Genomic DNA, 21,856 nt, shown 5'->3' on the forward strand with positions numbered 1-21,856 from the left:
CGGCGCATGGTGGGAGCACGGGCTGTGGTGGACGTCCACGGGGCAGTGACGGAAGGCTTCGAGCCGGTCCGGGAGGCCTTCGTCCGGAACTTCGAGGAGCGGGGCGAGCGCGGCGCGGCCGTCGCGCTGTACCGGGACGGCCGCAAGGTCGTGGACCTGTGGGCGGGCTCCGCCGACGGGGACGGGGACGGGGGCGCGCCCTGGGTGCAGGACACCGCGCAGGTGGTGCGCTCGGCGACGAAGGGCGTGGCCGCGGCGTGCCTGCTCCTGCTGCACCAGCGGGGCCAGCTGGACCTGGACGCGCCCGTCGGCACGTACTGGCCCGAGTTCAAGACCGCCGGCAAGGAGCGGGTCACGTTCCGCGACGCGCTGGCGCACCGGGCCGGTGTGCCGGCGCTGGACACCCCGCTGAGCCCGGGCCAGGCGCAGGACGGCAGCAGCGGACCGCGGGCGCTCGCGGCCCAGGCCCCGTTCTGGGCACCGGGGACGGACCACGGCTACCACGCGCAGACCTACAGCTGGCTGATCGGCGAGCTGGTGCAGCGGGCGAGCGGCGGCCGGTCCATAGGGCGCTACGTGGCGGAGGAGATCGCCCGCCCGCTCGGCCTCGACCTGTGGGTCGGGCTGCCCGCGGGCGAGGAGCGCCGCGTCGGGCGGATCGCCGCCGTGGAGACCCCGCCGCCGCCGGCCGCGGCCGGGCTGCGGGCGCGACCCAAGCGGAACGTGACCGAGGCGTACGAGGACCCGTCGTCGCTGACCCGGCGCGCGTTCGGCGCGATCGACCCGCTGCCGGACGAGAACGACCCCGCGTACCACGCGGCGCAGCTGCCGGCCTCCGGCGGGATCGCCACCGCGCGCTCGCTGGCCCGCTTCTACGCCGCGCTGATCGGGGAGGTCGAGGGCCCGGGGGCGCGGCTCTTCGCCCCGGCGACGCTCACCTCGGCACGCACCCCGGAGTCGGAGGGCCCGGACCGCGTGCTGGTGGTGAACACCCGCTTCGGCCTGGGCTTCATGCTGCACGGCCCGGCCGCCCCGCTCCTGTCCCCCGGCTCCTTCGGCCACCCCGGCCGCGGCGGGTCGCTGGGCTTCGCGGACCCCGGCGAGGCCGTGGCCTTCGGATACGTCACCAACGGCATGCAGAAGAACGTCACCGCCGATCCCCGCGCCCAGGCACTGGTCCGCGCGGTACGGGAGTGCCTGCGCTGACGCGGACCGGAAAAGTTGCCCGGGCTCCGGGAGCCGCGAACGATGGATGAGTGAGCGACGCCGCATACCTCCGGTTTCCGCATGTTCACGGCGAGCGGCTCTGTTTCGTCGCCGAGGACGACATCTGGGTCGCGCCCCTGGACGAGGGGCGCGCGTGGCGGGTGACGGCCGACCGGATCCGGGTCGGGCATCCGCGCTTCTCGCCCGACGGCTCCGTGATCGCCTTCAACAGCTGGCGTTCCCTCGACCCCGAGGTGTACGTCGCGCCGGTCGAGGGCGGCCCGGCCCGCCGGCTGACCTACTGGGGCAGCACCGACACGCGCGTGCGCTCATGGACGCCGGACGGCCGGATCCTGGCGGTCTCGTCGCACGGCGAGCCGTTCTCGCACTACACGTGGGCCTACGCGATCCCCGACGAGGGCGGCCCGGGCAGCCGTCTGCCCTGGGGCCCGGTGTCGGACATCGCCGTGGACGACAGCGCCGGCGGCGAGCACCGGACGCTGCTGCTGACGGCGACCGCGCCGCACGAACCGGCCTCGTGGAAGCGGTACCGGGGCGGGGCGACGGGGCGGCTGTGGCTGCAGTGCCGGCGGCTGGTGCCGGAGGTCGACGGCCACCTGGAGTCGCCGATGTTCGTGGCGGGGCGCATCGCCTTCCTCTCCGACCACGAGGGCGTCGGCAACCTGTACTCCTGCCTGCCGGACGGCACGGACCTGCGGCGGCACACCGACCACGCCGACTTCTACGCCCGCAGCGCCGCGACCGACGGCACGCGCGTGGTCTACCAGTGCGCGGGTGAGGTGTGGCTGGTCGACGACCTCGGCCCGGGGTCGGTGCCGCACCGCGTCGCGGTCGACCTCGGCGGCCCGCGCGCCGGCCGGCGCCCGTACCAGGTCCCGGCCTCGGCGTACCTGGACGGGCTGGCCGTGGACCGCACCGGCCGCGCCAGCGCGGTGTGCGTGCGCGGCAGCCTGTACTGGCTCACCCACCGCGACGGGCCCGCGCGCACCATCTCCGACGTGCCCGGGTCGCGGGTCCGGCTGCCGGTCATGCTGGGCGACACCGGGCGGATCGCCTTCGTCACCGACGCCGAGGGCGAGGACGCCATCGAGATCGCCGCGCTGCCGGGCCGCCCCGCGGCGCTGGCCGCGGCCGACATCGCCGACGCCGACGACGCCGTCGCACAGGCGTTGCGGTCCGTGGAGGAGGAGGCGGAGGACGAAACGGCGCAGGACCCGGCGTCCGCCGAGGGGCAGACGCTGCCGCGGCCCCCGTGCCGCAGTGGCGGCACGCGGCTGGCGTGCGGGCTGCTCGGCCGCGTCCACGAACTGGTGCCCTCGCCCGACGGCCAGATCCTCGCCGTCGCCTCCCACGACGGGCGGCTGCTCATGGTCGACGCGGAGTCGGGCGTCGTGGCCGAGCTCGTCCGCTCCACCAACGGCCCCGTCCGTGACCTGTCCTTCTCCCCGGACTCCAACTGGATCGCCTGGTCCCACCCGGTCATCGGCCGTTCGCTGCGGAAGATCCGGATCGCCCGGCTCAGCCCGGACCCGGAGACCGGCAAGCACACCCTCATCGACGTCACCAACGGCCGTTTCGAGGACGAGCAGCCGGTCTTCACCCGTGACGGCCGCTACCTGGCCTTCCTGTCCTGGCGCGGCTTCGACCCGGTGTACGACGTGCACACCGGCGACCTGTCCTTCCCGCTGGGCTGCCGCCCGCACCTGGTGCCGCTGCACTCGGCGACGCCCTCGCCCTTCGCGCTGCCCGTGGAGGGCCGCCCGCCGGGGGGCGGGCTGGACCCGACCGGCTTCGCCGAGGGGCCGCTGGCGGTGGAGGCGGCCGGACTGCCGATGCGGGTGACGCCCTTCCCGGTGCCCGCCTCCAAGTACAGCTCGCTGGAGGCGGTGCGGGGCGGGCTGACCTGGTTGCGCTGGCCGATCTCCGGCGCGCTCGGCGAGACCTTCGTCAATCCGACCGACCCCTCCGCGCGCCCCACGCTGGAGTACTTCGGCCTGGCCAAGTCCAAGCGGGTCGAGCTGGTGCGGCACATGGACTGGTACCGGGTCAGCGGCGACGGCACGCAACTGGTGGTCTTCGACGAGGGCGACCTGACCGTGGTCCCGGCGTACGAGCCGGGCGACCTGGACTCCACCGTCTACATCGACATGCGCCGGATCCTGCACGAGGCGAACCCGCCCGCCGAGTGGCGGCAGGCGTTCGACGAGGCCGGGCGGATCATCCGCGACTACTTCTGGGCGCCGGACATGTGCGGCATCGACTGGCCGGCCATCCTCGACCAGTACCGTCCGCTGGTCGAACGGGTCGCCACCCCGGACGAGTTCGCCGACCTGCAGCGCGAGGTCCTGGGCGAACTGGGCACCTCGCACGCGTACGTGGCGCCCGCCCGCCGCAGCGAGGGGCCGCCGCACTACCAGCGGCCGATCGGGCTGCTCGGGATCAACTTCGTCCACACCAAGGACGGCCGGTGGGTGCTCGCGCGCATCCTGCCCGGCGAGTCCTCGGACTCCAGGGCCCGTTCTCCGCTGGCCGGCACCGGCGTCCTGGAGGGCGCGACGCTCACCCACGTCGACGGCCGTGCCGTCGACCCGGTCGCCGGACCCGGTCCGCTGCTGTCGGCCGCGGGCGGCACCACGGTGGAGCTGACCTTCACCCCGCCCGACGGCGGACATCCGCGCCGGGTCGCGGTGGTGCCGCTGGTGGACGAACGGCCGCTGCGCTACCAGGACTGGGTGGCCAAACGACGCGCGGTCGTCCGGGCGTTGAGCGAGGGCAGGTGCGGCTACCTGCACATCCCCGACCTGGGGGGCTCGGGCTGGGCGCAGTTCAACCGCGACCTGCGCATCGAGATCGTCCACCCGGCGCTCATCGTCGACGTGCGCGGCAACGCGGGCGGCAACATCAGCGACCTGGTGGTGGAGAGCCTGACCCGCAAGATCCTCGGCTGGGACCACACCCGGCACGCGCAGCCGGTGAGTTACGCGGGCAACGCCCCGCGCGGGCCGATCGTGGCGCTGGCGGACGAGGCGACGGCCTCCGACGGCGACATGATCACCGCCACGTTCCGGCTGCTGGGCATCGGCCCGGTGGTGGGCCACCGCACCTGGGGCGGCGTGGTCGGCATGACCGGCCGGCACCGGCTGGGCGACGGCACGGTGATCACGGTGCCGATGAACGCCGCCTGGTTCGAGGCCTACGGCTGGTCGGTGGAGAACTACGGCGTGGAGCCGGACATCCCGATCATCCGCACCCCGCTGGACTGGGCGGAGGGTCGCCGCACCGACCTGGAGGTCGCCGTGCAGACGGCACTCGACCTGCTGGAGAAGCACCCGGCCTCCACACCGCCCGATCTGTCCGACCGCCCGGACCGGCGTCGGCCCCCGCTCCCCCCGCGTCCTTGAGTCCCTCCCCCGTCAGGGACGACGGAAGGGGCGCGCCCTGAACGGGCGCGCCCCTCCACGCTCACGCCTGGACCACGCGGGTCAGCTGTCCCGGTCCTGCCGCTCGTCGATCTCCTCCAGCGAGCGCTGGCGGTCGCCCTTGGGCATCGACTGCGGGGACGTCCTGGACGGCTGGCCGTGGCCGGGCTCGCGGTGCTGCTGCTTGCCCTGCTGGCGCATCGGCTCGCCTGCCGTGCCCGGAACGCGCTCGCGGGTCTGGCCGATGCGCTCCTGGGACTGGGGCTGAGCCTGCGGGCGGTTCTGCTGCCCGGCCTTGTTTCGCGTGGGGTCGTTCTTGCCCATGATCACTCCTTCGTGATGTATGGAATGGGCCTCGACCAGGCTGACACGGCCGGACACAGTACGCATTTCGGACGAACGCGTTCCGTGAACAGCGCTGGTCAGACGGGTCTTTCCGACCGGGCCCGCTCGTCCGCGGCGCCGCCGCGGCCGACGAGTCCGTGCCGGATGCCGCCCGCGGCGGCGATCCTCGGCTCCAGGCGGCGCATTTCGCGCTGCCCCAGGGCACCCCCGATAAGGCCCGGCAAGTACCCGCGCACGGACTGCATTCCACGCAGCCACCACTGGGCGTAGACGTGCGGCGAGCGGCGGGCGATCCCGTCCGCGATGCGCTCGACCGCCGGCTCCAGCGGGTAGGTGCGGTTGGCCGGCCAGGGCAGCCGTGCGCGGGCCTCGCGCATCACCTCGTCCTCGTCGGCGCCGCGCACCATGTCGGTGTCGGTCCAGCTCAGGTACCCCACACCGACCTTGACGCCCTTGACGCCGACTTCGGCGCGCAGGCAGTGCGCGAAGGACTCCACCCCCGCCTTGCTCGCGCAGTACGCGGTCATCAGCGGCGCCGGGGTGATCGCGGCGAGCGAGGCGATCTGCAGCAGGTAGCCGCGCGAGGCGAGCAGGGCGGGCAGGAACGCGCGGGCGGTGACCACGCTGCCCAGCAGGTTGACCTGGATGACGCGCTCGAAGTCGGCGGGGTCCACGTCGAGGAACGGACCGCCGGTCGCCACACCGGCGTTGGCGACGACGACGTCGACGCGGCCGTAGCGCTCGACGACCTCCCCGGCCACCCGTGCCATGGCCTCCCGGTCGGTGACGTCGGCCGTCCAGTACCCGGTGTCGGGGCCGATCTCCGCGGCGACGCGCTTCAGTTCGTCCGGCTCCAGCCCCACCAGCGCCAACCGGGCGCCGCGCGCGGCGAGTTTACGGGCCAGCAGCGCCCCCACCCCGCGGGCGGCACCGGTCACCACCGCGACCTGCCCGTTCAGCGACCTGCTCATGCCGTCTCCTCCTTGACCTGGGCCCCGGGCCGCAGGTGGTCCTCTACGAGGGTGCGTACGACGCCCGCCACCGCGGCCGGTGCCTCCAGCGGCGTCATGTGGCCGAGGCCCGGCAGTTCGGTGAGCCCGGCGAACCGGGAGAGCCGGGCGGCCATGCCGTGCGCGTGCGCCGGCGGGGTGAGCTTGTCGGCGCCGCCCACGAGCACGGCGGTGGGCGCGCGCAGCGCGCGGACGCCCGCGTCCAGGTCGAGCCCGGCCAGCACCCGGCCCCACGCCGCGCGCTGCCGGCGCCCGCAGGCGTGCACGATGCGGGCGGTGGCGGCCACCAGCTCCTTGCTCGACGCCGCGCCCAGGATCCCGTACTTGAGCGCGGCCCGGGTCACCGCGGACTGCGGGCCGAGCGGCGCCGAACTGACCAGCAGGAAGCGGTGGAAGGCGTCGCGCACCCGCTTGCTGCGCACCCGCGGGGGCAGCACCGCCGCCTCGGCGAGCAGCCGCCCGCTGCCGGTGCTGGCCAGCAGCACCGCGGCCGTGCGGGTCTGCACGGCGGCGCGGTCGCCGGCCGCCATCGCGGTCATCCCGCCCATGGAGTGGCCGACCAGCACCACCTTCTCGTCGCCCTCGACGACGGCCTCCAGGACCGCGGTGAGGTCGTCAGCGAGCGCGCCGGTGCCGTAGCCGCCGCGGCGCGGGGTCCCGCTGGCGCCGTGGCCGCGCTGGTCGTACGCCACGACCCGGTACTCCCCGGCGAGTTCGTGGATGAGCGGGGCCCAGAAAAGGGTCCTGCACGTCCAGCCGTGGATCAGCACCACGGTGGGCGCCGTGCCGGCCTCGGGGCCGTACTCCTCCACGTGGATCGCGGTGCCGTCCGCGGACCGCACGCGGTGCGTGCGCCGGGCGGCCGGGAGGTCGAAGACGGACGCGGTCACGAGGCCACCTCCACGCGCTCGGTGCGCTCCCCGGGGGCACCGGCGGGCACGATCTCGTACTCCTGCAGTTCCAGCCGGCGCGTGGCGCGCCGGAACTCCGAGGTCGTCCCGGGCCAGACGGTGGTGTTGCGGCCCTGGTCGTCCAGGTACCAGCTGACGCAGCCCCCGGTGTTCCAGACCGTGCGCGCCATGCGGCGCTGCAGTTCCTCGTTCCAGGACCGCACGGCCTCCGGGCGGGCGTCGAGCGCGGCGGCGCCGGTGGTGTCCAGGGCGCGCAGGTACGCGGCGACGTAGTTCAGCGAGGACTCGATCATGAGGATCATCGAGCTGTTCCCGAGGCCCGTGTTGGGTCCGATGACGAACAGCAGGTTGGGGAAGCCGTCGACGGTGCAGCCGCGCAGCGCGGCCATGCCGTCCTTCCAGTGCTCGGTCAGCGAGCGGCCGTCGGCGCCGAACACCCGCTCGCCGATGGGCATGTCGGTGACGTGGAAGCCGGTGCCGAAGACGATGGCGTCGGCCTCGCGCTCGGTGCCGTCGGCCATGACGAGGGTCGAGCCGCGCACCTCCTTCAGCGCGGAGGCGACGACCTCGGTGTTGGGCCGCGCGAGCGCCGGGTAGTAGTCGTTGGACAGCAGGATGCGCTTGCAGCCGATCCGGTAGTCGGGGGTCAGCCTGGCCCGCAGCGCCGGGTCCTTGACGGCCTTGCGCAGGTGCGCGGCCGCCATGGCCTGGGCGCCGCGCATCATCGCCGGGCGCTTGGTGAACGCGCCGACCTGGAACTCGCGGATCAGCCAGAGCAGTCCGCGCCGCGCCCTGGCGGTGGCCGGCACCTTGCCGTGCAGCCACTGCTCGGCCCGGCTGATCCCGCGGTCCATGCGCGGCATCACCCACGGGGGCGTCCGCTGCACCACGGTCAGGCGCTCCACCTCGGGCTGGATGGCGGGCACGATCTGGATGGCCGAGGCCCCGGTGCCCACCATGGCGACCCGCTTGCCCTTGAGGTCGAAGTCGTGGTCCCACTGCGAGGAGTGGAAGACCTTCCCCGGGAAGGCGTCGAGACCGGGGACGTCCGGCAGCTTGGGGTCGGACAGCGGCCCGGTGGCCGAGACCACGACGTCGGCGGTGAGTTCGCCGCGGGAGGTGGTGATGCGCCAGTGCCGGGCGCCGGCCTCCCAGCGGGCCTCGGTGACCTCCGTGCCGAGGCGCAGGTGCGGGCGGAGGCCGAAGGTGTCCGCGACCCTTTCCAGGTAGGCCCGGATGTGCGGCTGGCCGGAGAAGGTGCGCGGCCACTGCGGGTTCGGCGCGAAGGAGAACGAGTACAGGTGCGAGGGCACGTCGCAGGCGCACCCCGGGTAGCTGTTGTCCCGCCACGTCCCGCCGACGGAGTCCCGGCGCTCCAGGACGACGAAGTCGGTGATCCCCTCGCGTCGCAGCCGTACGGCGGCGCCGAGTCCGCCGAACCCCGATCCGATCACCGCAACCCGCACGTGTTCGCTGTGTCCGGCCATACCGCCGCCTCTCGGTGCCGCCCCTTGCCGAATCGCGCCAGTGTTCACTGGCACGGTTCGGAGCGTAGACCAGAAGGCGTTACCAGGGGTAGAGGGCGGACCGCGCGATGTGACGCGCACACCGCATAGGCTGATCGGCGTGGCGACGCACGAGCGCGAGTACCGGATGGACGAGTTGGCCGAAGCGGCCGGGGTCCCGGTGCGTACCGTCCGCTTCTACCGGGAGCGCAAGCTGCTCCCGGCGCCGCGCCGCGAGGGCCGCATCACCTGGTACAACGACCACCACCTGGCCCGGCTGCGGACCATCACGGCCCTGCTGGAACGGGGCCACACCCTCGGCGGCATCGCCGAACTGATGGACGCCTGGGAGAGCGGCCGCCGCGACGTCGGCGAACTGCTCGGCCTGGACCCGGGACTGCCCACCCGCTGGTCGGAGGAGGAGCCGCTGCGGCTCACCCCGGAGGGCCTCGCCGACCACTACGGCGACCAGGCCACCGCGGAGAACCTGGCCACCGCCCTGGACATCGGCTACCTCGCCGTGGACGGCGATGACGTCGTCCACGTCAGCCGCCGGCTGCTGGAGGCCTCGGCCGCTCTGGTCAGGGAGGGCGTCCCGCTCGCCGAGGTGCTCGCCGCGGGCCGCGCCATGCGGGGCCGCATGGACCTGCTCGCCGAGCTCTTCGTCGAGCTGGCCCGCACCTACGTCCTGCCGGACGCGGAGGCCGACCTGCAGTCCGGCGACACCACCCGGCTGAGCGAGGCGATCGCCCGGCTGCGCCCCCTGGTGCAGGCCGTCGTCGAGGCGGAGCTCGCCCTGGCGATCGACCGCAGGCTGCGCGAGGAGCTCAAGCGGTAGCGGACGCCGACGCATAGCCCGTACGGGCGTGTGGCCGGGCGGCACCGGCGGGCCCGCGCGAGGGTGGAGCCATGGCCGTCACCGTCCCCACCGCCGGCCGGCCGCCCGCCCTGAGCCGCCGCCAGACCAACGTCGTCTTCGTGACGATCGTGCTCGGCCTGCTGCTGGCGGCCCTGGACCAGACGATCGTCTCCACCGCGCTCCCGACGATCGTCGCGGACCTCGGCGGCGCCGGGCACATGGCCTGGGTGGTCACGGCCTACCTGCTGGCGGAGACCGTCTCCACCGTACTGGTCGGCAAGTTCGGCGACCTGTTCGGCCGCAAGGTCGTCTTCCAGGTCAGCGCGGTCGTCTTCGTCGCGGGCTCCGTCTTCGCGGGCGCCGCCACCAGCATGCTCATGCTGATCGTCGCCCGCGCCGTCCAGGGCATCGGCGGCGGCGGGCTCATGGTCACGGCAATGGCCCTGATCGCCGACGTCATCCCGCTGCGCGAGCGCGGCAAGTACCAGGGCGCGCTGGGCGCGGTCTTCGGGGTCACGACGGTCGTCGGCCCGACGCTGGGCGGTCTGTTCACCGACCACGCCACCTGGCGCTGGTGCTTCTACGTCAACGTCCCCGTCGCGATCGTGATGGTCGTGATGGCCGCCCGTACCGTCCCCGTCGTCCGGGCCGCCGTCCGCCCCGTCGTCGACTACGCGGGCATCGCGCTGGTCGCCCTGGGCGCCTCGGGACTGGTGCTCGCCCTGGAGTGGGGCGGCAGCCAGTACGCCTGGGACTCCGCCGTCGTGGTCGGGCTGTTCGTCTCCTCGGCCGTGCTGCTGACCGCGTTCGTCCTGGTCGAGCTGCGCGCGAAGGAGCCGATGCTCCCCATGCACCTGTTCCGCAACCCGGTCTTCGTCGTGTGCTCGCTGCTCAGCTTCATCGTCGGCTTCGCGCTGCTGGGCGCGCTCACCTACCTGCCGACCTACCTCCAGTTCGTCGACGGGGTCTCCGCCACCGAGTCCGGGGTCCGCACCCTCCCGCTCGTCGCCGGACTGCTCGGCACGTCCATGGCCTCCGGCACCGTCATCGGCCGCACCGGGCGCTACAAGGCCTTCCCCATCGCGGGCACCGCCGTCATGGCGCTCGGCCTGTACCTGATGTCCACCATGGACCGGGCGACCGGGCCGTGGCTGGAGTCCCTGTACATGCTCGTCTTCGGCCTCGGCATCGGCCTGGCCATGCAGGTCCTGACGATCGCCGTCCAGAACACCGTCGCGTACGCGGAACTGGGCACCGCCACCTCCGGGGTGACCTTCTTCCGCACCCTCGGCAGCGCCTTCGGCACCGCCGTCTTCGGCACCCTGTACGGCAACCGGCTCGGCCCCGCCCTGTCCGCCGCCCTCGCCGAGGTGCCCGGCGTCCCGGCCGCCGCGGCGCAGGACCCGCAGGCCCTGCGGGCGCTCCCGCCCGACCGGGCCGCCCCGATCGTCGACGCCTACGCCGACACGATCCAGCACGTCTTCCTGTGGGTCGCCCCGGTGGCCCTGGCCGGTTTCGTCATCGCCTGGTTCCTCAAGGAGGTGCCGCTGCGCGACAGCGCCCGCGCCGGCGCCTCGGACATGGGCGAGGGCTTCTCCGCCCCCGACTCCCCCGACGCCGTCGTCCAACTGGAGCGTGCGGTCGCGGGCGTCATGCGCCGCGAACACGCCGCGGAGCCCGCCGTCGCCCTCCGCATCCTGGCCGACTCCGGTTCCCCACTCACCCCGGGCGAGGCCTGGGCGCTCGGGCAGATCCACTGGCGCGACCGCTTCCAGGGCGGCGCCTCATTGGACGCCGTCGCCCGCGCCCACCGCATGCCCGGCGAGGTCCTCGAACCCGCCTTCGCCAAGGTGGCCCGCGGCGGCTGGGCCCGCATGGACGGCGACGCCCTCGCCCTCACCGCGGCCGGCCGCGCCCAGCTCGACCTCCTCGCCGCGGCCTGGCGCCGCTGGCTGGACTCCCGGCTCGACGACTGGACGATCGCCGACCCCGCCGACCGTGTCCTGATGGACCGCGCCGTCGACAGCCTCGCCCGCAAACTCCTGGAGGAGAGCGAGGACGACCGCCACCCCGCGCCCGTGTAGGGGCCCGGTCCGTGGGGCGAAGGAATCGCCGCGCATCCGTAGGGTGGTCGTATGACGCTCGATCTCGATGCCTATCTCGCCCGCATCGGCTGGGCCGGTGAACGCCGCCCCACGGCGGAGGTGCTGCGGTCCGTGCACCGCGCCCACATGCTGGGCATCCCGTTCGAGAACCTCGACCCCGTCCTGGGCCGGGCGCCCTCGCTCGCGCTGCCCGACCTGGAGGCCAAGCTCGTCCACGGCCGGCGCGGGGGCTACTGCTACGAGCACAACACCCTGTTCGCCGCGGCGCTCACCGCCCTCGGGTTCCGGGTCACGCTGCTCACCGCACGCGTGCTGGTGGGGGCGAAGCCGGGGGACGTCCGCCCCCGTACGCACATGCTCATGCTCGCCGGGGTGCCCGGCGAGCCGGTGCCGTACGTGAGCGACGTCGGCTTCGGCAGCATCGGCGCCCTGCTGGAGCCGTTGCCGCTGGTGCCGGACGTGGAACTGCACGACGCGCCGCGCCGCCACCGGCTGGTCCACGCGCCGCACGACGGGCCGCTGGAACTGTGGAAGCTCCAGGCGTACCCGCCCGGCACCGGTGACGACGGCTGGGAGGACCAGTACGCCTTCACGGTGGAGCCCTTCCAGGCCCCCGACTACGAGGTCATCAACTGGCACGTGGCGACCAACCCGCGCTCCCCCTTCTCCCGCGGCGTCTACGCCCAGCGCACCACCGGCGACGCGCACCTGTCCCTGACCGGACGCCGCCTGACGGAGACCACGGCCGACGGCACCCGCAAGGAACGGCAACTGGCGGACGCGGACGAGGTGCTGCGGGTCCTGGCGGACGACTTCGCCGTACGGCTTCCGGAGGGGACGCGACTGCCGGAGTGACCCGGTGGCTACGACGCGTCCTTCCCCTCGGCGAGGGTGTGCGCCACCAGGGCGTTGGCGTGTCCGTGCCCGAGTCCGTGCTCGGCCTTCAGCCAGCCGACGAGCTCCATGTGCCGGGTCAGCGGGGAGGAGCGGATGAGCTCCTTCCACTCCTCGACCGGCCGGCCGTACTTCTTCTCAATCGACGGGAAGTAACTCGCCGGGCCCTTCACGTTTTCTGTCATGCCCGGTGGACCGCGCGGGCGCCGTGAATCCATCGACACCGTGGCGTGGCCTGCGTCACACCCGGTCCGCGATTCCCCGCGTCAGGTGAATTCCGCCGGTTCCCGGCGCGCCGCCGGCCGCCGCGTGCCTAGCGTGGCGCTGCGGGACGACGCCAGGGGAGCCGGACGGGGGTGGCCGCGTGACGGTCGAGGACAAGCGCTCGGTGAGCATGAGGATCTTCGGGGACCTGCTCAAGGCGCTGCGCGAGGGCCAGGGGCTCACCCTGGACGCGGTGGCGGCGCACACGGGCTACTCGAAGTCGCAGACCGTCAAGATCGAGTGCGGTGAGCGCATCGCCAGCACGGCGTTCATCGACAGTGCCGAGCAACTGCTGGGCTCATCCGGGGTGCTGAAGGCGGTGGCACCCCATCTGTCCCGGGAGAGGCTGCCCGTGGGGTACGGGGAGTACGCGGACGAGGAGGCCCGGGCGCTGAGCCTGGGCGCGTACGACTCCCATGTCGTCAACGGCCTGCTGCAGACCGAGGCCTACATGCGCGCGGTCTTCGCGGCCCGTTGTCCGGCCCTGGAGGAGGACGAGGCCGAGCGCTGGACCGAGGACCGGCTGGCCCGCCAGGCGCTGTTCACCCGCAAGCCGGTGTGCATGCTCTCCTTCGTCCTGGAGGAGTGGGTCCTGCGCCGCCCGACGGGTGGACCGGCCGTGATGAGGGAGCAGTTGCGGCACCTCGTCGAGGTGGGGCGGCGGCGCAACGTCCAGATCCAGGTGATGCCGGCACGCTACGGGACCCACGCCGGACTCGACGGCCCCTTCACCCTGCTGGAGAACCCCGAACGCCACCTGCTCGCCTACGCCGAGGGCCAGGCCGGGGGCCTGCTCACCGATGACCGGAAAAGGGCCGGTCTGCTCCACCAGCGCTATGGCATGATCCGGGCGCAGGCCCTCACGCCGGAGGACTCGGCCAAGGTGATCGAGCAGATTGCGGGTGAACTGTGAGCGCTCTCGTGTGGTTCAAGTCCCGTCACAGCGGCAGCGACGGCGGTCAGTGCGTCGAGGTGGCGGTCGGCCCGGCCGCCGTCCACGTACGGGACTCCAAGGACAGGTCCGGCCCGGTTCTGGCCTTCGAGCCGGACGCGTGGACCGCGTTCGTGGCCTTCGCCGGCCAATTGTCCGAGCCCCAAGGATAGTTACCAACCGGTAATCCGAACGCCAGTTTCCGCTCACCCGCACCAGCGAACGTACGGTGCATGACAACCCTCAAAACCCTCACCTGGAGACGCGGCGCCGTCGTCGCGGCGATCATCGCCGCCGGGGTGTCCGGCATCGCGCTCCCCGCCGACGCGCACGCCGCCGAGCCCACCGGCGTCCCGGTGGCGGCGGCCACCACGGCCTCCGCCACCGCCGCCTCGGTCGACCACGAGACCTGGCTGCGGGACGTGCGCCCGGTGATCGACCAGGCGCACACCTACGTCCAGGACCGCACCGCCGCCCGGAAGCCCGGCGAGAAGCTGGCGATCGTGCTGGACATCGACAACACCGCGCTGGAGACGTACTTCGACTGGTGGTTCCCGCCGGCCGTCGCGCCGACGCGTGACCTCGCCCGGTACGCGGACTCCCGTGGCGTGGACGTCTTCTTCGTCACCGCCCGGCCGGACTTCATCTACCCGGCCACGCACTACAACCTCGACCGCGAGGGCTACCCGGTCGCCGGGCTCTACGGCCGTTCGATCCCGGACCTCTTCGACGAGGTCAGCGCGTACAAGACGGCGCAGCGCGCCGCCGTCGAGAAGCGCGGCTACACGATCGTCGCGAACATCGGCAACAACACCACCGACCTGGTGGGCGGCCACGCCGAGCGCACCTTCAAGCTCCCCGACTACGACGGCCTCCTGGACTGACACCGTCCGTGACCGGGCCACGCCCGGGGGACGATCGTTCCCCGGGCGTTCACCATGCCCTCACGCGCGGGCTTCGTACGCGCTCGACCTGCGGCTTAGCGTCACCAGGTCCTGTTCGTCCGATGTAGACGAGGTGTAAATGTCCCTCCGGCACGCAATCGCAGCCCTGGCCGTCGTTCCCGCGCTCGTGGTCCCCACCGCCGCCCAGGCGGCCACGGCCGACCACGGTCACGGCCACGGCCACTCCCCCAAGGCCTCCTTCGACCTGCAGGCCCACCGCGGTGGCATCGGCATGACCACCGAGGAGTCCCTGGAGGGCTTCGGCAAGGCCCTGCGCCTCGGGGTGAGCACCCTGGAGCTGGACACCCACGTCACCAAGGACCAGAAGGTCGTCGTCAACCACGACCGCCAGATCAGCGCCCAGAAGTGCAAGGACACCGGCCCCGTGACGGCCGGCGACCCGATGTACCCGTACGTCGGCAAGTACATCAAGGACCTGACGCTGGCCCAGATCAAGACGATGGACTGCGGCTACCAGCAGCTGCCCGGCTTCCCCGAGCAGGAGCAGATCAAGGGCCACCGCATGGTGGAGCTCAAGGACGTCCTCGGCCTGGTCAAGAGCTACAAGGCCAAGAAGGTCAAGCTCAACATCGAGACCAAGGTGGAGGCCGGCGCTCCCGAGCAGACCGCGCCGCGCGAGCTGTTCGTGCGCCGGGTCTTCGAGGAGATCCACCGCTCGGGCATCGAGAAGCAGGTCACCATCCAGTCCTTCGACTGGGGCGCCCTGAACGAGATGCACAAGCTCGCGCCGAAGTACCCGCTGGTGGCGCTCACCAACTACGACTTCCTCCAGGTCGGCAAGCCCGGCGCCTCCCCGTGGCTCGGCGGCATCGACGCCGACGACTACGACGGCGACTTCGTCAAGGCCGCCGCCGCCATACCGGGCGTCAAGGCGCTCTCCCCGGTCTACGGCATGCCGCAGAACGGCACCATCGCCGACCCGAACTTCACGTTCTACGTCACCGAGAAGATGGTGGAGGACGCCCACAAGCGCGGCCTGAAGGTCATCCCGTGGACCTGTGACGACAACCCGACCATCGAGGCCCTGATGGACATGGGCATCGACGGCATCATCACCGACTACCCCAACCACGTCCGGCAGATCATGGCCGACCGCGGCATGCGCCTGCCCAAGGCGTACCCCGCCCCGCGCCACTGACGAGGCGTCCGCGCGTGGGGCTCACATGGTCGAGGTGGCGGGTTCCCCGGCCGGGCTGGCCAGGTGCTCCTCGGGGTGGACGCACTTGTACAGGCACTGCGTGCGGGACATCGCGAAGACGCCGTAACTGAGCACCGCGAACCCCGCCAGCGCGGGCAGCAGCCAGAAGCCGGTGCGCGGCTGCTCGCCGTAGAGCGTGACCCCCAGGCAGAAGCCGACGACGGCGTCGCCGAGCGTCAGGGCGGGCTGCGAGGCGATCAGCGGTCCCCCCTGCATCGCGGTCCCCAGCAGGAACAACGAGAACCCGCCGGCCGCGGCGAAGGCGTAGGTCTGCCAGGACAGCAGCCAGGCCGCGATCCCCTGGTGCTCCAGGACGTCCATGGACGACTTGATCAGCGCGGCCGTGAGGGCGTTGCCGACCGCCGCCGCCCCACCGAGGCAGGCGGCGCGCATCAGGCCGGTGGGCCGCCGCAGCCCGGCGAGCACCAGCACGGCGCCGAGCCCGCCGACGATCAGCAGCGTCGGCACCCACCAGATGCCCGGCACCTGGTCCCGCCCCCCGCTGGGCGCCATCGAGAAGAGGAACAGCGCCAGGCCCCCGGCGATGCACGCCACACTGACCCAGGCCTTGCGGGACAGCTCCACGTGGAAGACCATGCCGCCGATCACCAGGGCCAGCGGCAGTTCCAGGATGAACACCGGCTGGACCGCGGCGAGGGAACCGCTGCCCAGCGCCAGCGCCTGGAAGATCGCGGCGAGGATGACGCCGAGGATGCCGGCGAGCCAGACCGGGGTGCGCAGCAGGTCCTTCATCAGGCCCAGGCGCAGGGACTTCGAGGCGGGGACGGTGAGCACCGCGCGCCGCTGCAGGACCGTCCCGAAGGCGTTGCTGCAGGCCGCGAGGACGGCGAAGAGGATGGAGATCATGACAACGGCACCACTCCGGCGTGCTCGGCCGCGGTCGTCCTCGTCCGGCTCGGCGCCGGACGACGCCCGATGGGTTCGACGATTTCGATGGGTTCGCCCGGTTTTCCGCGTAAAGGGAAAGTCTAACGTCGAACGTATGCGGAGGCCTGCCGCGGTCCTGCGGTCACCGTGCGCCCGTCACAGCGCGGCCCGGTCGCCGGTGTCCACCGGCTCCTTGGCGTGCGCCCCGCGCTGCGCGTCGGAGCGCACCTCGTCGGCGGTCAGCACGTAGCCCGTCGTGGAGTCGGCGGTGGAGCGGGCGAAGACCACCCCGTAGACACGTCCGGAGGTGTCCAGCAGCGGGCCGCCGGAGTTGCCCGGGCGCACCACGGACCGGACCTGGTAGATGTCGCGGGTGACCGTGCCGTCGCCGTAGATGTCCTGGCCGGTGGCGCGGATCCGGCCGGCCACCGTCGCGGCGCGCAGGTCGAGGCCGCCGTCCTGCGGGTAGCCCGCCACGACCGCGCCGTCACCGCTCACGGCGTCGTCGGTGAAGCTCAGCGCGGGCGCGTCCAGCCCCGGGACGTCCAGGACGGCGACGTCCTTGCCGGGGTCGAAGAGCACCACGGTGGCCCGGTAGGCCCGCCCGAGCCCGCCGACCTGCACCGCGGGTTCGTCCACCCCGGCCACCACGTGGGCGTTGGTCATGACGTGCTCGTCGGCGAAGACGAAACCGGTGCCCTCCTGGCCCTGGCGGCGGCCGTCCACGAAGGCGACGCCCTCGATCTTGACGGTGCTGCGCGCGGCCGCGCCGGCCGCGGCGGTGGTGACGTTGTCCCCGGAGGGCGCGGGCACCCCGTTGACGGGCTCGGACTCGAAGGGGTTGAACACCTGCGGGAACCCGGCCTCGGCCAGTGCGCTGGTCGCCCTGCTGAACCAGGTGGGTGCCTGCCGGGGCATGGTGTCCTGGACCGTGCCGAGCACCTCGGACCCGCGGATCGACTGCGCCAGCACGCTGGAGGAGGACGTCACCAGCACGCTCGCGGCCACCCAGGCGACCAGCAGCACGGCCACGGCGTTCGCCACCGCGCCGCCCACCCCGTCGAACCAGCGCAGCGGACCCCAGTCCAGACCCGTCCGCACCTTCCAGGCGACCCCGGAGGCGAGGGCGTGCCCGCCGGCCGCGGGCACCAGGACGGTCAGCAGCGCGACCAGCGTCGCCCGTGGCGTGCCCGACTCGACGTACTGCAGCACGTACGGCAGCAGCCACACGCCGACCACCGCACCGCCGAGGAAGCCCGCGAGCGAGATGCAGCCCGCGACCAGTCCGCGCCGGAAGCCGGCGACGGCGTAGGCGACGGTCAGCACCAGCAGCAGGAGGTCGAGCAGGTTCAACCGAGGGGCCTTTCGACGAAACCCTATGGACCAGTGAAAACGCACATTAACTGACCATAGGTTCCCTTTTGCGGTGCACCGCACGCAGATTCCGTCACATCCGCCCCGGGCTCCCCGGATCACCGTGGAATCGCATGGGAAAGGCCCGGCACGGCTTCCGTGTGCAACCACGGACGCCGGCACCGGGCCCTCCGTCGCACCGCACCCCGTCCCCACGGGTCGGCGCGTGCGGGACCTTCCCACCGCTCAGGGGCGGCCCCGCAGCTCATCCCCCCTACATGTGGACGACCGGGGCGGCCTCAGCATTCCCGTCCTGAGCGGGAATTCCACGCCGGTACAGCAGGAAGCTGATCACCAGGCCGGCGGCGAAGAAGGCCGCGGCCCACCAGTAGGCCGTCCCGTAGCCCTCCAGCGCGGCCTGCGCCTTCACCAGCGGATCGGTGCGGTGGGCCAGGGCGTAGTCGGTGGCGGCACCGGTGGCCAGGGTGTTCAGCAGCGCCGTGCCGATCGAGCCGCCGACCTGCTGCATGGCGTTGACGGCGGCGGAGGCGACGCCCGCGTCCTCGGCACCGACACCGGTGGTGGCCAGGTTCATCGCGGGCGGGAAGATCAGGCCCATGCCCAGGCCGATCACCAGCAGCGGCGGCAGCACGTCGGCCGCGTAGCCGCTGTACAGGCCGAGCCCGGTCAGCCAGGCCAGGCCCGCCGCCGCGAGGCCGAAACCGGCCGGCACCACGGGCTTCGGGCCCACCCGCGGCACCAGCACGGTGGTGGCGACCTGGGCGCCCACCATCAGGGCGCCCACCAGCGGGAGGAAGGCCAGGCCCGTCCTGACCGAGGAGTAGCCGAGCGTGAGCCGCAGGTAGTAGGTGAGGAAGAGGAAGACCGCGAACATCCCGGCGCTGGAGACCAGTGAGGCGGCGAAGGAGGCGCCCCGGTTGCGGTCCAGCAGCACGCGCAGCGGCAGCAGCGGGTGCCGCGCCCGGGTCTGCCACCAGGCGAAGGCGGCCAGCAGCAGCGCGCCCGCGGCCAGGTAGCCCCACACCTGCGGCGAGCTCCAGTCGTGGCTCTCGGCGTTGGAGAAGCCGAAGACGACGGCGAACAGCCCGGCGGAGACCAGCACGGTGCCGGGCAGGTCGATCGTCGCGCCGGGACGGCGGCTCGCCCGCCGCAGCAGGGCCGCGCCGCCGAGGAAGGCGACCAGCGCGAAGGCCAGGTTGACGTAGAGGGTCCAGCGCCAGTTCAGGTACTCGGTCAGCACCCCGCCGAGCAGCAGGCCGACGGCCGCCCCGGAGCCGGCGATGGCGCCGTAGATGCCGAAGGCGCGGGCGCGTTCCCTGGCGTCGGTGAAGGTCGTGGTGAGCAGCGAGAGCGCGGCGGGCGCGAGGAGCGCTCCGAAGGCTCCCTGCAGGGCCCGGGCGGTCACCAGCATCTCGAAGCTGCCGGCGGCGCCGCCGAGCGCGGAGGCCCCGGCGAAGCCCGCGACGCCGATGAGGAAGGCGGTCTTGCGGCCGAAGAGGTCCGCGATCCGGCCGCCGAGCAGCAGCAGGCTGCCGAAGGCGAGGGCGTAGGCGGTGACGATCCACTGCCGGTTGCCGTCGGTGAATCCCAGGTCGGCCTGGGCCGAGGGAAGGGCGATGTTCACGATGGTCGCGTCGAGCACGACCATCAGCTGGGCGATGCCGATGACGGCGAGGACCCACCAGCGCTGCGCCGCCGGGGCGTCGGGCGCCTTCGTCTCGGCCCCCACGGGGGGTAGGCCGGTGCCGGCCTTCGGGTCGGCGGTGCTCTGGGACATGCGGGACGCGCTCCAGTCGGTCACGGGGAGGCAGGGAGGGGTCGGGACGCCGGGAACCCGACGAGATACGAAACCGTTTCGTACACGTCGAGACTAGGGCCCGCCTTATCGAAACGCAAGTGTTTCGATCGCAGGGGCGCAACCGGCTGCCTAGAGTGGGAGCCGAGGACCGAGGGAGGTGCGGCCGTGGCCGAGCAGCACACGGGAGATCGCCCCGAGAGGGCGATCCTGGAACGGATCAGCGCGATGGTCTCCGACGAGCGGACCCTGCGCGAACTCCTCAGCGAGGGGAGGGTGGACAGCGGCACCGAGCAGGCCCGGCTCGACGAGCTGGAGCGCGAGCTCGACCAGTGCTGGGACCTGCTCCGCCAGCGCCGCGCCAAGACCGAGGCGGGCGGGGACCCGGGCGAGGCGAAGGTGCGCCCCTCCCACACCGTGGAGGGCTACCAGTCGTGAAGAGCGCCGCACAGGTGACGGACACCCCCGGCGCGCGCCGCTACGAGGCGCACGTCGGCGGCAGGCTGGCGGGCTTCGCCACGTACATCCGCACCCCCGAGATGATCGCCTTCCTGCACACCGAGGTGGACCCGGAGTTCGAGGGCCGGGGCGTGGGCTCCGCGCTCGCCCGCCACGCGCTGGACGAGGCGCGGGAGCACGGCCAGAGCGTGCTGGCGGCCTGCCCGTTCATCGCGGGCTGGATCGCGCACCACCCCGAGTACGAGGACCTGGAGTACCGGCCGCGCAGCACGGTCAGCGACTGACGCCTGCGGCGCGGCTGCGGTTTGGTCTTCCCCCGCCCGCCGCAGGCGCAACGCACCCGCACACGACAACCGGCCGGAACGGGCGTCAGCGCCCGCGCCCCGGCCCGATGCCGAGGGCCGGCAGCACCACCGCGTCGATGTAGCGGTGCATGAAGGCGGCGTCGACCTCCACGTCCTCCAGCAGGCGGCGGGTGATCACGGCGCCGAGCATCATGTGCGGCATGAACTCGGCCGCGGGGACGGCGGCGTCGATCTCCCCCCGGTCGGCGGCCCGCCCCAGCAGCTGCCGCACCCCGGTGAGCTCGGGCTCGATCAGGTGCTGGCGCATCGCCTCGGCGAGGTCGGGATTGGTGGCGGAGGCGTGGGCCAGGCCCCGGATCAGCGGGGTGTCCACGTCCGAGCCGTCGCCGATGCGGTCGGCGAGCTCGTGCAGGTCGCCGGGGAGCGAACCGGTGTCCACGTTCTCCACGTGCACCGGCTTGGTGCACCTGAGCGCGGTCACGACCAGCTCCGGCTTGCTCTTCCACTGCCGGTAGAGGGTGGCCTTGCTGGACCGGGTGCGGGTGGCGACCGCGTCCATCGTCAGCGCGTCGTACCCGACCTCGCGCAGCAGGTCGATCACCGCGCCGTACAGCTCCTGCTCCCGCTCGGGCGTCAGCCGGGTGCGGCGCGCCGGTGCGCTCGCGTCGGTCGTCATGTTCCTGCTCCGTCTCTCGTCCCCTGCGAAACGGTTTCGTATCCCAACGACAATATGGCACCGCCCACCGAAACCGAAACGTTTCGATGGGCGGTGCACGCGGTCCGGCTCGCGGGCCGGCTCACGGGCCGGCGCCGCGCGGCGTCAGGCCAGCGAGGCCGTGAGCGTGATCTCCGTGCCCGCGAGCGCCTTGCTCACCGGGCAGTTCGCCTTGGCGTCCTCGGCCGCCTTGACGAACTCCGCCTCGTCGATCCCGGGCACCTCGCCCTCGACGGTCAGGTGGATGCCGGTGATCCCGGTGCCCGGCTTGAAGGTGACGTCGGCCTGCGTGCGCAGCCGGGTCGGCGGGGTGCCCGCCTTGCCCAGGCCGGCCGACAGGGCCATCGAGAAGCAGCTGGAGTGGGCGGCGGCGATGAGCTCCTCGGGGCTGGTCTTCCCGCCCGGCTCCTGGGAACGGGCGACCCAGGTCACCGGGTACTCCCCGATGCCGGAGGAGTCGAGGGTCACGACCCCGCTGCCCTCCGTCAGACTGCCGTCCCAGACGGTGTGCGCGACCCGCGTGGTGGAGTGGGGCGTGGTGGACATGGTGGATCCTCCCAAGTACGGCGTACGGCTGCGGCGGGTCCAAGTCTTCACCACCGCACGCCGCTTCGCGAAGCGATCTCCCCCGCCGTGACGGTCGTGTTGCCCCCTGTCAAACGGGCCGTCACCCACAAGGGTGGCTGT

General features: G+C 73.0%; 21 protein-coding genes. 11 read left to right on the forward strand and 10 right to left on the reverse strand.

The features are described 5' to 3' along the window. Window positions 1-6 precede the first annotated feature (6 nt). Together AC1VWI_RS19490 and AC1VWI_RS19495 are read left to right on the forward strand one after the other, a co-directional pair. The gene (locus tag AC1VWI_RS19490) at window positions 7-1,206 is read left to right on the forward strand and encodes a serine hydrolase domain-containing protein (RefSeq protein WP_499512290.1); all 1,200 of its coding nucleotides are present in this window, start codon (window positions 7-9) and stop codon (window positions 1,204-1,206) included. Between the two features lie 50 nt (window positions 1,207-1,256). Next, complete coding sequence (locus AC1VWI_RS19495; RefSeq protein ID WP_499512291.1) at window positions 1,257-4,628, forward strand: S41 family peptidase; 3,372 nt, start codon at window positions 1,257-1,259, stop codon at window positions 4,626-4,628. An 81-nt stretch (window positions 4,629-4,709) separates the two neighbouring features. On the opposite strand, the gene AC1VWI_RS19500 is transcribed toward AC1VWI_RS19495, so the two are convergent. The 4 genes from AC1VWI_RS19500 to AC1VWI_RS19515 all read right to left on the reverse strand — a co-directional run bounded on the left by AC1VWI_RS19500 (window position 4,710) and on the right by AC1VWI_RS19515 (window position 8,399). Beyond that, a complete protein-coding gene (locus tag AC1VWI_RS19500; protein ID WP_499512292.1) occupies window positions 4,710-4,970 on the reverse strand; it encodes a hypothetical protein in 261 nt (86 codons plus the stop codon). Window positions 4,971-5,068: 98 nt separating this feature from the next. Next, on the reverse strand, window positions 5,069-5,962 hold the full coding sequence (locus tag AC1VWI_RS19505; RefSeq protein WP_499512293.1) for an SDR family oxidoreductase: 894 nt from the start codon (window positions 5,960-5,962) through the stop codon (window positions 5,069-5,071). Continuing rightward, on the reverse strand, window positions 5,959-6,891 hold the full coding sequence (locus AC1VWI_RS19510; protein WP_499512294.1) for an alpha/beta fold hydrolase: 933 nt from the start codon (window positions 6,889-6,891) through the stop codon (window positions 5,959-5,961). The genes AC1VWI_RS19505 and AC1VWI_RS19510 overlap by 4 nt, the downstream gene beginning before the upstream one ends. Continuing rightward, complete coding sequence (locus AC1VWI_RS19515) at window positions 6,888-8,399, reverse strand: flavin-containing monooxygenase (protein ID WP_499512295.1); 1,512 nt, start codon at window positions 8,397-8,399, stop codon at window positions 6,888-6,890. Before AC1VWI_RS19515 ends, AC1VWI_RS19510 begins: the two co-directional genes overlap by 4 nt. Window positions 8,400-8,565: 166 nt before the next feature. Between AC1VWI_RS19515 and AC1VWI_RS19520 the strand changes: the two genes are divergently transcribed. From AC1VWI_RS19520 to AC1VWI_RS19530, 3 genes are all read left to right on the forward strand, one after another. Then, window positions 8,566-9,255, forward strand: a complete 690-nt coding sequence (locus AC1VWI_RS19520; protein WP_499516859.1) for a MerR family transcriptional regulator — start codon at window positions 8,566-8,568, stop codon at window positions 9,253-9,255. A 71-nt stretch (window positions 9,256-9,326) separates the two neighbouring features. Then, on the forward strand, window positions 9,327-11,360 hold the full coding sequence (locus tag AC1VWI_RS19525) for an MDR family MFS transporter (RefSeq protein ID WP_499512296.1): 2,034 nt from the start codon (window positions 9,327-9,329) through the stop codon (window positions 11,358-11,360). Window positions 11,361-11,411: 51 nt separating this feature from the next. Beyond that, window positions 11,412-12,236, forward strand: coding sequence for an arylamine N-acetyltransferase family protein (locus AC1VWI_RS19530; protein ID WP_499512297.1), 825 nt, complete (start codon window positions 11,412-11,414; stop codon window positions 12,234-12,236). A gap of 8 nt (window positions 12,237-12,244) precedes the next feature. Here the strand turns inward: AC1VWI_RS19530 and AC1VWI_RS19535 are convergent, their stop codons facing one another. Further along, window positions 12,245-12,460, reverse strand: coding sequence for a DUF4287 domain-containing protein (locus AC1VWI_RS19535; RefSeq protein ID WP_499512298.1), 216 nt, complete (start codon window positions 12,458-12,460; stop codon window positions 12,245-12,247). A gap of 179 nt (window positions 12,461-12,639) precedes the next feature. Here AC1VWI_RS19535 and AC1VWI_RS19540 point away from each other — a divergent pair, with 179 nt between their 5' ends. The 4 genes from AC1VWI_RS19540 (at window position 12,640) to AC1VWI_RS19555 (ending at window position 15,573) form a co-directional block, all read left to right on the forward strand. Next, entirely contained in the window at window positions 12,640-13,452 is an 813-nt protein-coding gene (locus tag AC1VWI_RS19540) for a helix-turn-helix domain-containing protein (protein WP_499512299.1), read from the forward strand. Next, window positions 13,449-13,643: a DUF397 domain-containing protein gene (locus tag AC1VWI_RS19545; protein WP_499512300.1), complete on the forward strand. Its 195-nt coding sequence runs from the start codon at window positions 13,449-13,451 to the stop codon at window positions 13,641-13,643. Before AC1VWI_RS19540 ends, AC1VWI_RS19545 begins: the two co-directional genes overlap by 4 nt. 60 nt (window positions 13,644-13,703) lie before the next feature. After that, the gene (locus tag AC1VWI_RS19550) at window positions 13,704-14,354 is read left to right on the forward strand and encodes an HAD family acid phosphatase (protein WP_499512301.1); all 651 of its coding nucleotides are present in this window, start codon (window positions 13,704-13,706) and stop codon (window positions 14,352-14,354) included. A gap of 139 nt (window positions 14,355-14,493) precedes the next feature. Continuing rightward, window positions 14,494-15,573, forward strand: a complete 1,080-nt coding sequence (locus AC1VWI_RS19555; protein WP_499512302.1) for a glycerophosphodiester phosphodiesterase family protein — start codon at window positions 14,494-14,496, stop codon at window positions 15,571-15,573. A 21-nt stretch (window positions 15,574-15,594) separates the two neighbouring features. Here the strand turns inward: AC1VWI_RS19555 and AC1VWI_RS19560 are convergent, their stop codons facing one another. The 3 genes from AC1VWI_RS19560 to AC1VWI_RS19570 form a co-directional block, all read right to left on the reverse strand. Beyond that, on the reverse strand, window positions 15,595-16,500 hold the full coding sequence (locus AC1VWI_RS19560; RefSeq protein ID WP_499512303.1) for a DMT family transporter: 906 nt from the start codon (window positions 16,498-16,500) through the stop codon (window positions 15,595-15,597). Window positions 16,501-16,677: 177 nt separating this feature from the next. Next, entirely contained in the window at window positions 16,678-17,874 is a 1,197-nt protein-coding gene (locus AC1VWI_RS19565; protein ID WP_499512304.1) for a MarP family serine protease, read from the reverse strand. A 274-nt stretch (window positions 17,875-18,148) separates the two neighbouring features. Beyond that, a complete protein-coding gene (locus AC1VWI_RS19570) occupies window positions 18,149-19,672 on the reverse strand; it encodes an MFS transporter (RefSeq protein ID WP_499512305.1) in 1,524 nt (507 codons plus the stop codon). A gap of 186 nt (window positions 19,673-19,858) precedes the next feature. On the opposite strand from AC1VWI_RS19570, the gene AC1VWI_RS19575 reads away from it, so the two are divergent. After that, window positions 19,859-20,128, forward strand: a complete 270-nt coding sequence (locus AC1VWI_RS19575; protein WP_499512306.1) for a DUF2630 family protein — start codon at window positions 19,859-19,861, stop codon at window positions 20,126-20,128. Then, a complete protein-coding gene (locus tag AC1VWI_RS19580) occupies window positions 20,125-20,433 on the forward strand; it encodes a GNAT family N-acetyltransferase (RefSeq protein ID WP_499512307.1) in 309 nt (102 codons plus the stop codon). Before AC1VWI_RS19575 ends, AC1VWI_RS19580 begins: the two co-directional genes overlap by 4 nt. Before the next feature lie 85 nt (window positions 20,434-20,518). On the opposite strand, the gene AC1VWI_RS19585 is transcribed toward AC1VWI_RS19580, so the two are convergent. Both AC1VWI_RS19585 and AC1VWI_RS19590 read right to left on the reverse strand, forming a co-directional pair. Beyond that, the gene (locus AC1VWI_RS19585) at window positions 20,519-21,130 is read right to left on the reverse strand and encodes a TetR/AcrR family transcriptional regulator (RefSeq protein WP_499512308.1); all 612 of its coding nucleotides are present in this window, start codon (window positions 21,128-21,130) and stop codon (window positions 20,519-20,521) included. Window positions 21,131-21,274: 144 nt separating this feature from the next. Beyond that, entirely contained in the window at window positions 21,275-21,715 is a 441-nt protein-coding gene (locus AC1VWI_RS19590) for an OsmC family protein (RefSeq protein WP_499512309.1), read from the reverse strand. Window positions 21,716-21,856 lie beyond the last annotated feature (141 nt).

The sequence above is a fragment of the Streptomyces sp. TOM-9 genome (assembly GCF_056858595.1).